The sequence below is a fragment of the Burkholderia sp. F1 genome, assembly GCF_050813845.1.
GTDB lineage: Bacteria > Pseudomonadota > Gammaproteobacteria > Burkholderiales > Burkholderiaceae > Burkholderia > Burkholderia ubonensis.
This window is the reverse complement of the sequence record NZ_CP172422.1, coordinates 1,002,853-1,017,272: the sequence shown is the minus strand read 5'-3', so window position 1 is coordinate 1,017,272 and position 14,420 is coordinate 1,002,853. Positions and strand designations below refer to the sequence as shown.

The window sequence follows — 14,420 nt, the reverse complement described above, 5'->3', positions numbered from 1 at the left end:
CGTCGAGCGGCAGGCCAGGCGGTGCGGCCCGCAGCCGTCGATTCGCGATGAACCTGGATCGACACGTGATTTATCGGCATGCGGCGGGGAGTCTTGAGCGGCATTTTGATGACAGGTTCCGTCGGGCGGTGCGGATCCCTGTCAGGGCGGCGAGCCTTTCGATAACCGGACCTGCGGCCCCCCATGACGTTCCTCGAAGAAATCCGTGCTTTTTCGCTTGAACCTGACGTTACGTCATGATTTATTGTGCGTTCAATCGGAGGAATGGCGATGTCGTTGAAAATCGGAGCGCTCGCAAAACGGGCGGGGCTGACCGTTCGGGCGCTGCACCACTATGACGCAATCGGGTTGCTGTCCCCTTCCGCCCGCGCGGACGGCGGTTCTCGGCAATACAGCCATGACGATGTGATTCGCCTTCACCGAATTCAGGCGCTCAAGCATTTTGGCTGCTCGTTGCCGGACATCAAGGCATATCTGGACGATTCCGGAATTGCACCGCTTGAAATCATCAATCGGCAAATCAGCGTGCTCGACGAACAGGCTCGGCGCGCACAGGCGCTGCGAGACAGTCTTCAGCATCTGGCCGGCAAGCTCGCCAGCGGCAGTGAGGCCGGGATGGCAGACTGGTTAAACCTATTGGAAATGATGACCATGTACGACAAACACCTCACCAGTGAAGACCTTGATCATTTGCGGGCACAGCAACAGCAATTGGGCGCACACCTGGACGCATGCAGAGTCGAATTGATTGCCGAGACGAGGCGCGCAATTGACAGGGGGTTGCTTCCGGAAGATCAGGAAGCGCAGGCACTGGCGTGGCGCTGGATTCAGCACATGAAGGATGCGACAGGAGATAACGCTCAGCTGGTATCCAAATTGAAGACCATGCAGGAACGGGAACCAAGAGTCTGGGAGATAACTGGCTTCACGCCAGAAATGCATCATTGGATTTCGCTATCGAATGTCTACGCCAGGGCAAAACTCTTTGCCAAGCACCTGTCCCCCGTTGAATTCGAAGAAGTTCGGCGACGCATGATTGCCCACGTAGACGATTGGCCACTCTTGTTCGCGGAGGTGCGAGCACAGATGGACGCAGGTGCGGAGGTCGCCGATCCGGCTGTTCAGGCATTGGCCCGCCGATGGCAGGATCTTTTTCGTGACTCGTACTGCGGCGATGATGTCGCGCTTGAAAGCAGGATTCATCTCGCGCTCCGAAGCGAACCTGATCTGTCGGTCGGCATTGGCCTGGATATGCCGTTGATTTTGTTTATTCAAAAGGCGATCCTGTTTTTGAACGGGCCCAAACAAACATCGATCAACGCCGGCCCCAAGCCAAGCGCGCAACGCGTCGCGACCTTGAGGGCGGCACATCAGCTCCTTGACGACCCGCTGATTCTGGAAGACCGGCTTGCCCTGAAAATACTGGGCAGCGCGAATGAAGCCGCCGTCCGCAGCACCCCGGACCACTACGATGATCCGTTATCCAAAGCACTCAGGATGTCCGTCGTGGTGCGCAGCCGATATACCGAAGACGAGTGGCGCAAGGCTGCGCGAAATGACGTCAGCCAATATGTCATTCTGGGCGCGGGGCTGGACACTTATGCCTATCGCGAGGACCATCAGGCCCGACGCATCTTCGAGGTCGATCTTCCTGCGACCCAGCAATGGAAGCGGGAATGCTTGAGTGCCGCCGACATTGAAATTCCGGCATCCCTGACGTATGTGCCGATGGACTTTGAACACGATACCTTGACACGAGCGCTATCCGAAGCCGGATTCAGGAAAGACGCGCCCGCGTTTTTCTCATGGCTAGGCGTCTCGGTGTATCTCGAGGAAGAAGCGATCCTGGAGACCTTGCGGTTCATCGCGTCGTGCGCGGCTGGAAGCGCCGTAGTCTTCGATTATGTTGTAACGCCGACATTGCTCGCGCCGATGGAGCAACTCGGTATGGAACTGATACGCGCGAAAGTCGCAGAAAGCGGAGAGCCGTGGAAATCTCATTTTGATCCAGCAGCGCTGCCAGACAAAATTCGCTCGCTTGGATTTGGCGAAGCAAACAACGTCAGCCCGGAAAACCTGAATGATATTTACCTGACGGGACGCCAGGATGGCTTTCGGATGGGGGGCTCAACGAGATTGATGCACGCCATTGTCTGAACAACCGCCGCGGTTGGAACAGCCCCCTGAATCTCAGGAAACACGACACCGACAGAAAAGCAACCATGGCAACACTGAAATCCAACGATATCGACCTGACTTACGAGAGTTTCGGCAACGAGACCAATGAGACGATCCTGCTGATCTCGGGTCTTGGAACGCAGATGCTCCGCTGGACCGCTCCATTTTGCGAGGCATTGGTGGAGAGAGGCTATCGCGTCATCCGCTTCGACAATCGCGACGCAGGCTGCTCCACGCATTTCGCCGATCACCCCACGCCGGATTTCGGCGCGCTGGCCGCCATGGTGGCGAATGGCCAGCGGCCGGTGGTCCCCTATACGCTCCAGGACATGGCAAGCGACGCCATCGGTCTGCTTGATGCCCTTTCGATCGAGAAGGCGCATTGGGTTGGCCGATCAATGGGCGGGATGATTGCGCAGGTCGCGGCAAGCGAGCATCCCGATCGCGTCCTGTCTCTGACATTCATCATGTCCAGTTCCGGCAATCCGGAGCTTCCCCCCGCAGATGCGGGCGTCATGGCACTGATGATGAAGCGGACGCCGAACCCCTTCGACGACCAATCGGGCTTTGTGGCGCACAGCCTCGCGTTTGCGCGCAGCATTGCCGGGACCGGCGCTGCGTTCGATGAAGTGGCCCATCGTGCGCTCATTCTGGAAGAGGTCAGGCGCGCCTACAATCCAGGCGGCTTCGACCGGCAACTCGCGGCAATCGCCGTGGCCGGAGACCGCCGGCCGAAGCTTGCCGCCATCAAGGTGCCGACGCTGGTCATCCATGGCGCGGACGATCCGCTGTTCCTTCCCGATTGCGGCAGGGACACGACCTCGTCCATCCCGGGGGCGGAGTTCATGCTGATCGACGGTATGGGCCATGATCTGCCGCCGGCGTTCTATCAGGCAGTGGCGGACGGGATTGACCGGACCGCCCGTCGAGCCGGACGCTCGGAGATGTCGACCGTCTCCCGAATCGCCGCGACTGCCTCGCGTTCTCGGCCTCCAGGTCCTTTAGCCGACGCGCTTCCGACACCTCCATGCCGCCGAACTTCGCGCGCCACGTGTAGAACGACGCGTCACTGAAGCCGTGCTTTCTGCACAGCGCCTTGACCGGTACACCGGCCTCGGCTTCCTTCAGAAAACCGATGATTTGCTCTTCCGTAAAGCGCTTCTTCATGTTCGTCTTCTTCTCCGAAAATGAGCGGCCCCCAGTAAACAGTGCCATGATGTAAGCGAGTTTTCGGCGGACTTTTTCAGTATGAAAGGAGCCGTACGATGAAACGCTCGCGGGCATCCCAAGACAAACCCAATGCCGCCGTTCCCGACGGCACCCTCCTGGCGTTCGGCGCGGGCGAGGTACCGATGCAATCGGACGAATGGTTCATGGCCGATCAGGTCATCGAGCTGTTTCTCGCGTTTCATGCGAACGCGCCGTTTCCGCACGTCGTCCGCTGGCGACCGGCGCCGGGATTCTGAGCGAGGGTCTGGCGACCATCCGCGACGCGTCGACTGCCCGCTCTCACCCCAACCACTCCTTCCGCCTCAACTGCACGACATCCCGCATCGGCGGCGCGCCGAACAGCCGGCTGTATTCGCGGCTGAACTGCGAAGCGCTCTCATACCCGACGCTCGCGGCCACCGACCCGACGTCCCCGCCCTGCCGCAGCAGCAGCCTGCGCGCCTCGTGCAGCCGAAGCTGCTTCTGATACTGCAGCGGGCTCAGCGTCGTCACGTTCTTGAAATGATGATGCAGCGACGACACGCTCATGTTGACGACCTGCGCGAGCGCCTCCACCCGCATCGGCTCCGCGAAATGATCGCGGAGCCACTCGATCGCCCGCACGATCCGGTGCGTCTGGCTCCCGGCCATCGCCATGTGGCGCAGCCGCGCGCCCTGCTCGCTCGTCATCAGCCGGTAGATCAGCTCCTTCTCGATCAGCGGCGCCATCACCGGGATGTCGGCCGGCGCATCGAGCAGCCGCACCAGCCGCAACGCGACGTCGAGCAACGGCGGCGTCAGCTCGGCCAGCGCGATCCCCTCGCCTTCCGGGCCGGGCTCCGCGTCGGGCAGCCGCATCTCCGCCGCCAGCTCGACGATCCGCTGCGGATCGAGCGCGAACGACAGGCACAGGTACGGCGCGTCCGGCGACGCCTTCGTCACCCGCGACAGGAACGGCAAGTCGATCGACGTGATCAGGCAATGCTGCGTGTCGTATTCGTAGGCCTGATCGGCGACCACCACCCGCTTCGCGCCCTGCGCGGCGAGCACGAAGGCGGCGCGCGACACGCCGCAGCCGAGGTCGACCGGATAGGTATGCTTGTGAAACGCCAGCGCCGGGATCGCCGTCGCATGCGAGCCGTCGACCGGCGCAAAGCGGCTGATCAGCGCCGCCAGTTCGCGCCGCCCGGATTCGCGCGACGCGGCAATATCGGTCATGTCCATCAGGATTCCCTCGATTCGTCCATTGCCCCGTGTCGCGGGAGCTTAGCGAAGCCCGCGCGGTCGCGAAGGGGATTTGCAGGATTGTTCAAGAAATTTGCAGAATCAGGTAGCCGAAAAAACCGCGCCGTCGCGCACACTGCCGCCTATCTCGCTATCCCGCTATCCCGGCTCCGCACCGGGTTTTCCCCACGGAGATACACCCCATGTCCACATCGTTTGTCCTCAACGGCAAGAATGTCACGCTCGATGTCGATCCGACGACGCCCGTCCTCTGGGCGATCCGCGAACACGCCGGCCTCACGGGCACCAAGTTCGGCTGCGGAATGGCGCAGTGCGGCGCGTGCACGATCCATCTCGAAGGCCAGGCCGTGCGCTCGTGCGTGCTGCCGCTCGCCGGCATCGCAGGCAAGCGCGTCACGACGATCGAAGGACTCCAGAGCAAGCCCGCCCGGGCCGTGCAGGCCGCGTGGGTCAAGCTGCAGGTGCCGCAATGCGGCTATTGTCAGTCCGGCCAGATCATGTCCGCAACCGCCCTCCTCGAACAGAACCCGAAGCCGACCGACGCCGACATCGATGCCGCGATGAACGGCAACATCTGCCGCTGCGCGACCTATGCCCGCATCCGCGCCGCGATCCACGACGCCGCCGCAACCCTGGGGGCATGATCATGACGACCGGAATCGATTCCCCGAACGCAACCCGCCCCGCGCGCCGCACGTTCCTGAAGGCCGCCGGCGCCGCGGCCGTCAGCCTGACCGTCGGCTTCGAATGGCTCGGCCTGGGCCGCCGTGCGCTCGCCGCGACGCCGAGCGCCGCCGGGTTCGCGCCGAACGCGTTCCTGCGCATCACGCCCGACGGCATCGTCACCGTCGTCGCCAAGCACGTCGAGATGGGCCAGGGCGCATACACCGGCATCGCGACGATCGTCGCCGAGGAACTGGACGCCGACTGGTCGAGCGTGCGCGTCGAGAGCGCGCCCGCCGACGCGAAACGCTACGCGAACCTTGCGTTCGGCACGATGCAGGGCACGGGCGGCAGCTCGGCGATGGCGAACTCGTGGCAGCAGCTGCGCGAAGCCGGCGGGAAGGCCCGCGCGATGCTCGTGTCGGCCGCCGCGGCCCGCTGGAAAGTGCCGGCCGGCGAGCTGACGACGAAGGACGGCTTCGTCATGCACGCGAAGACCGGCAAACAGGCCGGCTACGGCACACTCGTCGCGCAAGCCGCGAAGCTGCCGGTGCCGGCGAGCGTGACGCTGAAGCAGCCCGCGGAGTTTCGCCTGATCGGCCAACGGATTCCGCGTGTCGATGCCGCGCCGAAGTCGAACGGCACCGCGCAGTTCACGCTCGACGTCGCGCTTCCGGGGATGCTGGTCGCGCTGCTGCAGCGGCCGCCGCGCTTCGGCGCCACCGTCAAGTCGTTCGACGCGTCGGACGCGAAGGCGGTGCCGGGCGTCGTGTCGGTCGTGCAGGTGCCGCGCGGCGTCGCAGTCGTCGCGACGGGCTTCTGGGCCGCGAAACAGGGCCGCGACGCGCTGAAGGTCGAATGGGACGACACGCACGCCGAGAAGCGCGGCTCGGACGCGATCCTGCGCGAATACCGCCAGCTCGCGAACCAGCCGGGCGTGTCGGCCCGCAAGGACGGCGACGCCAACGCCGCGATCGCCGGCGCGGCGCGCAAGCTCAGCGCGACGTACGAATTCCCGTACCTCGCGCACGCGCCGATGGAGCCGCTCGACGCAGTGGTCAGGCTGACGCCCGACGGCTGCGAGATCTGGGCCGGCGACCAGTTCCAGACCGTCGACCAGGCCAACGCCGCGCAGGTCGCGGGCCTGAAGCCCGAGCAGGTGAAGATCCACACGTTGTACGCGGGCGGCAGCTTCGGCCGGCGCGCGAACGCGTGGTCGGACTACGTGGTCGAGGCCGTGTCGATCGCGAAGGCGCTCGGCGCGAACGGCAAGCCGGTCAAGCTGCAGTGGACGCGCGAGGACGACATCCAGGGCGGCCTCTATCGCCCGATGTACGTCCACAAGCTCGACGCGGGGCTGACGGCGGACGGCAAGCTGGTCGGCTGGCGGCACCGGATCGTCGGCCAGTCGATCCTCGCCGGCACGCCGTTCGAGGCGGTGATGGTCAAGAACGGGATCGACGCGACGTCGGTCGAGGGCGCGGCGAACCTGCCGTACGCGGTGCCGAACGTATCGGTCGAGCTGACCACCACGAAGGCCGGCGTGCCGGTGCTGTGGTGGCGCGTCGTCGGCAGCTCGCACACGGCGTATGCGGTCGAGGCGTTCATCGACGAAGCCGCGCACGCGGCGGGCAAGGACCCGTACGCGTTCCGCCGCGACCTGCTCGCGAAGGAGCCGCGCATGCGCGCGGTGCTCGCGCTCGCGGCCGAGAAGGCCGGCTGGGATCCGGCGAAGCCGCTGCCGAAGGGGCGCGGGCGCGGGATCGCGGTGGCCGAGGCGTTCAACAGCCATGTCGCGCAGGTCGCCGAGGTATCGGTCGGCGCGGACGGCAAGGTGAAGGTGGAGCGCATCGTCTGCGCGGTCGACTGCGGGATCGCGATCAACCCCGACATCGTCGCCGCGCAGATGGAAGGCGGCATCGGCTTCGGGCTCGGCGCGGTGATGCACGGCGCGATCACGCTGAAGGACGGCCAGGTCGAGCAGCGCAACTTCGACGGCTACCAGGTGCTGCGCATCGCCGAGATGCCGAAGGTCGAGGTCTACATCGTGCCGTCGGCCGACGCGCCGACCGGCGTCGGCGAGCCCGGCGTCGCGCCGGTCGGGCCGGCCGTCGCGAACGCGATCTTCGCGGCGACGGGCAAGCGGCATTACACGCTGCCGTTCGATTCGGGGGATACGGCGAAGGCGTGACGGCGCGGCGCGCCGGCTCCCCCCCACGCGTCTCGCGCGGGGCGGACCGGCGCGCTGCTCCGGCATGCGCGCCGATCGGCTGCGGCGCGGCCTGCGTCAACGGCCCGTCATCGCCTCGCCCCACGTTACGTCTGACGTAACACCCGTAACGTCCCCCGCCGATGCTACGTAACAATCCTTCAGTTACGCGTCGCGCCCCGCCCGTCCGGCCGCGTTAAAAATTCTTTGAGATTCAACGCCCGCGCGCCTTCGCGCCGCCCGGCGCGACGTCGCGCCGCTCGCGTTGTCCGGCATGGCCCGGAATTTGCTGGAATCGGTCGGGAAACACTCCTTCAACGGACATGCGAGGGCCGACATGGATTGCAAATACCTGTACATCGACAACATCAAGATCAACTTCGTGCGCCGCACGATCGAGATCGACGACAAGCGGGTCGACGTGACGCCGCGCGAATTCGACGTCGTCGAGTTCCTGCTCGACAACATGAACAAGATCGTGCCGCGCCAGGCTATCCAGGAAGCGGTCTGGGGCCGCGAACTCGGCGTGTCGTCGCGCACGCTCGACACGCACGTCTCGCGCATCCGCGCGAAGCTGCGCCTCGACCATGACAAGAACCTGCGGATCATCCCGATCTACGCGGTCGGCTATCGGCTCGTGCTGTTCGGCGCGGCGATGACGCACGCCGAGCGTCACGACCCGGCGCCCGCCGTGCGCGCCGTGTCGCAGCACGACATGGTCGCCGACTACGTTTGAGCGTTCCCCGCAGCGCGCGCCGCGTCACGCCGCGCGCTGCGCCTCGAGCCACGCCTGGAACATCAGCACCGTCCACAGCTGGTGCTGCCAGTTCATCCGGCCGGTCTGGTGCTGCCGCCACAGGCGCTCGACCGCCGCCGCGTCGAAGAAGCCCTCCTCGCGCAGCCGCGCGGGATGCAACAGCGTCTCCGCCCAGTCGCGCAGCGAGCCGCGCAGCCAGTGGTCGATCGGCGCGCAGAAGCCCTGCTTCGGCCGGTCGATCAGCGACGCCGGCACGTACGCATCGAGCAGGCGGCGCAGCAGCACCTTCGACTGGCCGTCCGGCAACCGCACCGACGCGGGCAGCCGCCACGCGAATTCGACGACGTGGTGATCGAGGAACGGCATCCGCGTCTCGAGGCTGACGGCCATCGCCGCGCGATCGACCTTGGTCAGGATGTCGGTCGGCAAGTACGTGAGCGTGTCGATCGCCATCGCCTGCTCGGCGAAGGTCAAATCCGGGGGCCACGCGCTCGTGGTGTCGAGCGGCGTCGGCGGCTCCTGCCCGGCGAGCGCGATGCGCTCCGGATGATGCACCGCCGACATCAGCAGCCGGTACAGCCCGATGCGGCTGTCGGCGGTCATCACATGGCCGAGCTTGTGCAGCCGGTCGCCGATGCGCGGCGGGGTCTCGCGCGCTTCGGCGCCGCTCCACGCGCTCTGCGCAACCGCCGCGAGCTGGTCGGCGTGATCGGGCCGCAGCGCATGCAACGCGGCGGCGATCCGCGCGCGCACGGCCGCCGGCACGCGATGCAGCTTGCGCCACAGGCGCGGCGTCAGGAAATAGCGCGTGTAGCCGCCGAACAGCTCGTCGCCGCCGTCGCCGGACAGGCTCACCTTCACATGGCGGCGCGTCAGCTCGGCGACGAGGAAGGTCGGAATCTGCGACGCGTCGGAAAACGGCTCGTCGTAGATCGACGGCAGCCTCGGCACGACCGCGAGCGCGTGATCCGCGGTCACGTACAGCTCGGTATGGCGCGTGCCGAGATGGCGCGCAACCGCCTTCGCATAGCCGGCCTCGTCGTAGCCGGCCTCGTGGAATCCGATCGTGAACGTGTCGACCGGCGCCGCCGATTGCGCCTGCATCAGCGCGACGATCGCCGACGAATCGACGCCGCCCGACAGGAACGCGCCGAGCGGCACGTCGGCCTCCATCTGCTGCGCAACGGCCTTGCGCAGGATCGCGTCGAGCTGGCTGACCGCCTCCTGCTCGTTGCCCTCGAACGGCTCCGCCCGCCCGGCCTCGATCGCGTGTTCGAGCGTCCAGTACGCACGCACGCGCGGCGTGTCGCGCGCATGCTCGAACTGGACGAACGTCCCGGGCGGCAGCTTGCGGATGCCGCGATAGATCGTGTACGGCGCGGGCACGCTCGACTGCCGCAGGTACAGGCACAGCGCGTCGCGGTCGATCGCGCCGTCGAAGCCCGGATAGCTGCGCAGCGCCTTCAGCTCGGACGCGAACACCAGCGTGTCGCCGATCCGTCCGTAATAGAGCGGCTTCTCGCCGATCCGGTCGCGCGCGAGCGTCAGCACGCGCGACTCGCGGTTCCAGAGCGCGAACGCGAACATGCCGGTCGCGCGGCGCAACGCCGCCTCGACGCCCCACGCGGCGATCGCCGCGAGCAGCACTTCGCTGTCCGAGTGTCCGCGCCACGCCGGCGCGCGGCCGGTACGCTCCAGCTCCGCGCGCAGCGCCCGGTAGTTGTAGATTTCGCCGTTGAAGACGAGGACGAAGCGTCCGCACGCAGACGCCATTGGCTGGCGGCCGTGCACCGACAGGTCGACGATCGCGAGCCGCCGGTGGCCGAGCGCAATCCCGGCTTCCGCATCGAGCCAGGTTCCCTGCGCATCGGGCCCGCGATGCGCGAGGCTCGCCGTCATCCGCGCGAGCGTCGCGCGCGCTGTCTCCTCATCGAACGCGGCGCTGTTCAGAAAGCCGTCGATTCCGCACATGTTCTTGCCTGTCTGTTGACCGATCCCGTCTCGCGCGGCGCCTTGCTGCGCGCCGTCAGGCACGACGGTCGGGCCATCTTACGAAGAAATAATTCATCAATAAATCGACGCACCGCGTCATGGACAGCTAAAAAAATCGACGTCAAGCGCGGTGTATTCGAATGAGCGGAACAGGAGCGCGCCGGATGGCGTCCCGAACCGTATGGCGCGTGCGCGAAGACGTCCGCACTCGACGCGAATCGCAGCGTTTTCGCTGCTGTATCGTCGGACGAAAGCGAACATCGAAACAATGGCCGTAACGAGTGCGGAATCCGAAACAAAATCGGATGCCGAAACGATCTGGACGAACGAATCCAGCCGCGAAACCACCGGGGTCGCTTACATTCGGAACGCGCCTACGTGCGCAGCCGGCGCGCGGCGAGATACGCGAGCTGCGCGCGGTTCTGCACGTTGAACAGTTTCTCGAGCGAACGAATGTGAAGGCCGACCTTGTGCAGCGACGTGCGCAGCGCGCTCGCGATCTCCTGGTCCGACAGCCCGTGCACGAGCCGGTCGAGCACCGCCTGCTGTTCCTGGCCGAGCGCGAAGCCGCGCGCACGCGCGACGCGCGCCTCGAGAAACGGCAGCGCGACGCGATGCACCGCGAGGCTGACCGACAGCGCGCCGCCGATCACGCGATCGTCGATCCAGTCGGTGCCGTGCGTCTCGGACGTCACGTTGACCGCGACCCGCAGGTCGAGCCGCGGCGCCGACAGGCTGAAGATCACGCCGCTGTTCATCGCATGCGCGCGCAGGTGGCCCGCGAGCGCAAGCACCTTGCGATCGCCGCCGCGCTGGGCGACCGCCTCGATCTCGTCGAGCCGCCACGCAACCGGAAAGCCGCTCTGGCGCGCTTGCGCGAAACGCGGATCGGCTTCGTAGAGCATGCCTTCGATATACGGCTGCATGAAGGTCGCCGGCGCGAGATCGCGCAGCACATGCGCGCACAGCATGCGCCGCCCGATCATTTCATAGGCGCCGTAACCGAGCGTGCTGAAGCCGATCTGACGCAAGCGCGCATGGCATAGCGCGAAATCGAATGCGCCCGGTTCGGTTTTACCGGCCACGGATTGCGTGATGGGAAAAACATCCCGGTTCATCGTCTGCCATTCGGTCGAACCCGCGGCAGCGACCGTCAGGTCGGCCTGCGAGAACCACTCGACGAGTGGCGTACCGTCAACACGTGTCATGAAGAGCCCGTCCCCTGTCCCAATGATGTGAATCCAGAAGCCCCGACACGACTTGGTCTTTTCTTTTTCTATTACGTTTCTTACATTTCTATTCGTACGCCTGCATGAAACTTTCAGCGCGATTAGTATTACGGCATATTACGCGTACGCCACCATTTTTGTACAATGCCCTCGCGTTTTGTCAGGATGATGATCGGCGCATATAAACATGATGCTTCGATCGCACCGCCGCGGCCGGCCGTTCACGATATGGCCCGCCGCGACGGTGCGCGTCGATTCCGAGGGATGACTCATGTCCGATATTTCCTTGCATGAAGAAGCGGCCGCCCCAGGCTTTCAATTTCCTTCGGGCGACGCCACGTATCGCGCCGACGCGCCGCGCGCGCGCCCGGTGCAGATCGTCTGGTGCGACGACGTGAAGCGCGGCGGCGTCGAGCAGCCGCACGCGCCGCGGCTCGGCGTCGCGGACACGCTCGCCCGCGCGCAGAGCACCGCCGAGCGCCATCGCATCGTGACGAGCCTGCTGCATCTGACCGGTTTCTCGACGTTCGCGTATTTCGCGCTCGAATTCGCGCAGGAGCGCGTCGAGCGCGTCTATCTTCACGAAGCGTTCACGCCCGCGACCTATCGGGGCGACTATGTGCGGCACGGCCACTACGACGTCGATCCCCGCACACTCGACGCGCGCGTGTGCAACATGCCGATCGTGTGGGACCTGCAGCAGATGCGCCGGCAGCGCGACGAAGGCGCGCTCGTGTCGTCCGCCGCGCTCGACGGTTTCCTGCAGACGTTGGAGGACGACGGAATGTGCAGCGGCATCATGTATTCGATGGCCGTGCCCGGCACGCGGCTCAATGCGTTCATGAGCTTCACCGCGCCGCGCCGCGCGCGCGACTGGATCACGCCGGCGACGGTCGAGCAGGCGCTGTCGATCGGGCTGTCGGTGCACCAGTTCGCGTCGCCGCAACTGATCGCGGCGTCGCGCGAGCGCATGGTCAACGACCTCACGCCGTTCGAGCAGGAACTGCTGATCGGCATCGCCGAAGGTGCATCGGACAAGGAGATCGGCCGGCGCCTCGACACCAGCGCGCACAACGTCGACTATCACCTGCGCAAGTTGCGCAAGCGCTTCGGCGTCGCGAACCGGATCCAGCTCACCTACCTGACGTCGAAGCTCGAACTGATCTGAGCCGGACACCGCGTGCGATTCGCACCGTTTCGCACGCCGTAAACGCGCATGCCGGCCACGAAGGCCGGCATGCACGGGAAGCGGCGCGGTGCCGGGTCCGGCGCCGCGTCCATCAGGCGGTGTTACTTGAGCAGCATCATCTGCACGACCTTGACGATCACGAGACCGACCGCGATCACGAGGTAGCCGCGCAGCACGCCCATCCAGATCCGCGTCGTCAGCGTCATCGACTGCGGCTCGAGCGCGTCGAGCGGCGGCATGCGCCACGTGTCGCGCAGCGAGCGGTCGACGCCCGGCTCGATCACGCGCTTGTTGCGGCGGATCAGCACCGTCGCGAGATAGCCGACGATCGCGAACACGCTGCCGCCGACCAGCACGTCGACGATCGCCTCGCCGCTGATGTCCGGATACATCACGGATGCGGTCAGGATGATCGACAGCATCACCAGCACCCAGATCACCGCGCCCGTGAAGATGTTGAGCTTCGTCGAGTTGACCCAGGGGCCAAGCACCTGCTTGTCGTTGCAGAGCAGCAGCAGGAACACGGTCGCGCTCGGCAGCAGCACGCCCGCGAGCGTCTGCACCGCTTCCGTCAGCAGGCCGAGCGGGCTGCCCGGGATCAGCACGATCGCCGCAGCGGCGGCCACGATGCCGAAGTAGACGAGATAGAAGCCCTTCGCGTCCGACACGTTGCGATGCAGCGAATGGCGGATCTTGAACACGTCGCCGATCGCGTACGCGGTCGACAGCGACACGGCCGCCGCGCCGATGATGCACGCGTCGAGCAGCGCGACCGCGAACAGCGTCGCGCTCGTCCGGCCCGCGTACTTCTCGAGGCCGGCGATGATGCCGCCCGCGTCGGTGAAATTGCCGAACTCGGGGCGTCCGCCGAACAGCGCCGAGCTGAAGCCGATCATCGCGACCGCGCCGATCAGCACGAACATGATCCCGATCCACAGGTCGGCCTTCTCGTACTTCATGAAGCGCGGCGTGATGCGCTTGTCGATCACGTAGCTCTGCTGGAAGAACAGCTGCCACGGCGCGACCGTCGTGCCGACGATGCCGATCACGAGCAGCATCACGTCGGAAAGCTTCGCGTGCGCGGGCCAGTTCGGCACGAAGAAATCGCGCGACATCTGCGCGACCGGCGGATGGATCGTCACCAGCACCGGCACCAGCAGCAGGCTCAGCAGGCAGAGCACCACCGCGAACCGCTCGAAGCGCCTGAAGTCGCCGGTACTGACCGCCGCCATCGTCAGCGCGGCGGCCACGCACACGCCGGCGACCTTCGGCAGCCCGAAGAAGTCGAGCACGAACGTAATGCCGATGAACTCGGTCACGATCGTCAGCGCGTTGAGCAGGAACAGGTCGATCACGCTGAACGCGCCCCAGAACTTGCCGAAGCGCTCGAAGATCAGCCGTGCATGGCCGACGCCCGTTACCGCGCCGAGGCGCAGCACCATTTCCTGGTTCACGTACAGCACGGGAACGAGCAGCAGCAGCGTCCACAGCAGCGTCGTGCCGTAGTTCTGGCCCGCTTGCGTGTAGGTGCCGAACGCACCCGCGTCATTGTCGCCGACCATCACGATGAGGCCCGGCCCGAGGATCGCGAGCAGCGTGCGCAGGCGTGCCCACCACGTGCCGCGCGCCGCGGTGTCGTGATGCGCGATGGTGCCGAGCGCGCCGCGGATGTCGCCCAGATGGGCTTCGTCGAGCACGGCGCTGCGTTCGACGGCGATCGGTGGAGAAACGTTGGATGGCGTGGACATG

The 14,420-nt window shown here is 65.7% G+C and carries 10 protein-coding genes and 2 pseudogenes; 7 read left to right on the top strand and 5 right to left on the bottom strand.

Features of this window, described 5'->3' with window-relative positions:
* Window positions 1-270: 270 nt before the first annotated feature.
* Window positions 271-2,157: an SAM-dependent methyltransferase gene (locus ACFIMZ_RS23655; RefSeq protein ID WP_431824726.1), complete on the top strand. Its 1,887-nt coding sequence runs from the start codon at window positions 271-273 to the stop codon at window positions 2,155-2,157.
* Window positions 2,158-2,222: 65 nt separating this feature from the next.
* Window positions 2,223-3,020, top strand: a pseudogene (locus ACFIMZ_RS23650) (alpha/beta fold hydrolase); the annotation flags it as partial.
* Between the two features lie 133 nt (window positions 3,021-3,153).
* On the opposite strand, the pseudogene ACFIMZ_RS23645 reads toward ACFIMZ_RS23650, so the two are convergent.
* A pseudogene (locus ACFIMZ_RS23645) lies at window positions 3,154-3,345 on the bottom strand (transposase); the annotation flags it as partial.
* A gap of 98 nt (window positions 3,346-3,443) precedes the next feature.
* Here ACFIMZ_RS23645 and ACFIMZ_RS23640 point away from each other — a divergent pair.
* Entirely contained in the window at window positions 3,444-3,644 is a 201-nt protein-coding gene (locus ACFIMZ_RS23640; protein WP_431824725.1) for a hypothetical protein, read from the top strand.
* Between the two features lie 43 nt (window positions 3,645-3,687).
* On the opposite strand, the gene ACFIMZ_RS23635 is transcribed toward ACFIMZ_RS23640, so the two are convergent.
* Window positions 3,688-4,611, bottom strand: a complete 924-nt coding sequence (locus ACFIMZ_RS23635) for an AraC family transcriptional regulator N-terminal domain-containing protein (protein WP_431824724.1) — start codon at window positions 4,609-4,611, stop codon at window positions 3,688-3,690.
* Window positions 4,612-4,814: 203 nt separating this feature from the next.
* On the opposite strand from ACFIMZ_RS23635, the gene ACFIMZ_RS23630 reads away from it, so the two are divergent.
* From ACFIMZ_RS23630 to ACFIMZ_RS23620, 3 genes are all read left to right on the top strand, one after another.
* Window positions 4,815-5,276: a (2Fe-2S)-binding protein gene (locus tag ACFIMZ_RS23630; protein WP_431824723.1), complete on the top strand. Its 462-nt coding sequence runs from the start codon at window positions 4,815-4,817 to the stop codon at window positions 5,274-5,276.
* 2 nt (window positions 5,277-5,278) lie between these two features.
* Entirely contained in the window at window positions 5,279-7,486 is a 2,208-nt protein-coding gene (locus ACFIMZ_RS23625; protein WP_431824722.1) for a molybdopterin cofactor-binding domain-containing protein, read from the top strand.
* 355 nt (window positions 7,487-7,841) lie between these two features.
* Window positions 7,842-8,240 carry a winged helix-turn-helix domain-containing protein gene (locus ACFIMZ_RS23620; RefSeq protein WP_431824721.1) on the top strand — a complete coding sequence of 133 codons (399 nt, stop codon included), beginning with the start codon at window positions 7,842-7,844 and terminating at the stop codon, window positions 8,238-8,240.
* Window positions 8,241-8,264: 24 nt separating this feature from the next.
* Here ACFIMZ_RS23620 and asnB read toward each other — a convergent pair whose 3' ends face one another.
* Both asnB and ACFIMZ_RS23610 read right to left on the bottom strand, forming a co-directional pair.
* Window positions 8,265-10,232 (bottom strand): asparagine synthase (glutamine-hydrolyzing), encoded by a 1,968-nt coding sequence (gene asnB / locus ACFIMZ_RS23615; protein ID WP_431824720.1) that lies wholly within the window; start codon window positions 10,230-10,232, stop codon window positions 8,265-8,267.
* Window positions 10,233-10,627: 395 nt separating this feature from the next.
* Entirely contained in the window at window positions 10,628-11,461 is an 834-nt protein-coding gene (locus ACFIMZ_RS23610) for an autoinducer binding domain-containing protein (protein WP_431824719.1), read from the bottom strand.
* Between the two features lie 292 nt (window positions 11,462-11,753).
* Between ACFIMZ_RS23610 and ACFIMZ_RS23605 the strand changes: the two genes are divergently transcribed.
* Window positions 11,754-12,650: a helix-turn-helix transcriptional regulator gene (locus tag ACFIMZ_RS23605; RefSeq protein ID WP_431824718.1), complete on the top strand. Its 897-nt coding sequence runs from the start codon at window positions 11,754-11,756 to the stop codon at window positions 12,648-12,650.
* 122 nt (window positions 12,651-12,772) lie between these two features.
* Here the strand turns inward: ACFIMZ_RS23605 and ACFIMZ_RS23600 are convergent, their stop codons facing one another.
* A complete protein-coding gene (locus tag ACFIMZ_RS23600) occupies window positions 12,773-14,419 on the bottom strand; it encodes an NRAMP family divalent metal transporter (protein WP_431824717.1) in 1,647 nt (548 codons plus the stop codon).
* Between the last annotated feature and the right edge of the window lies 1 nt (window position 14,420).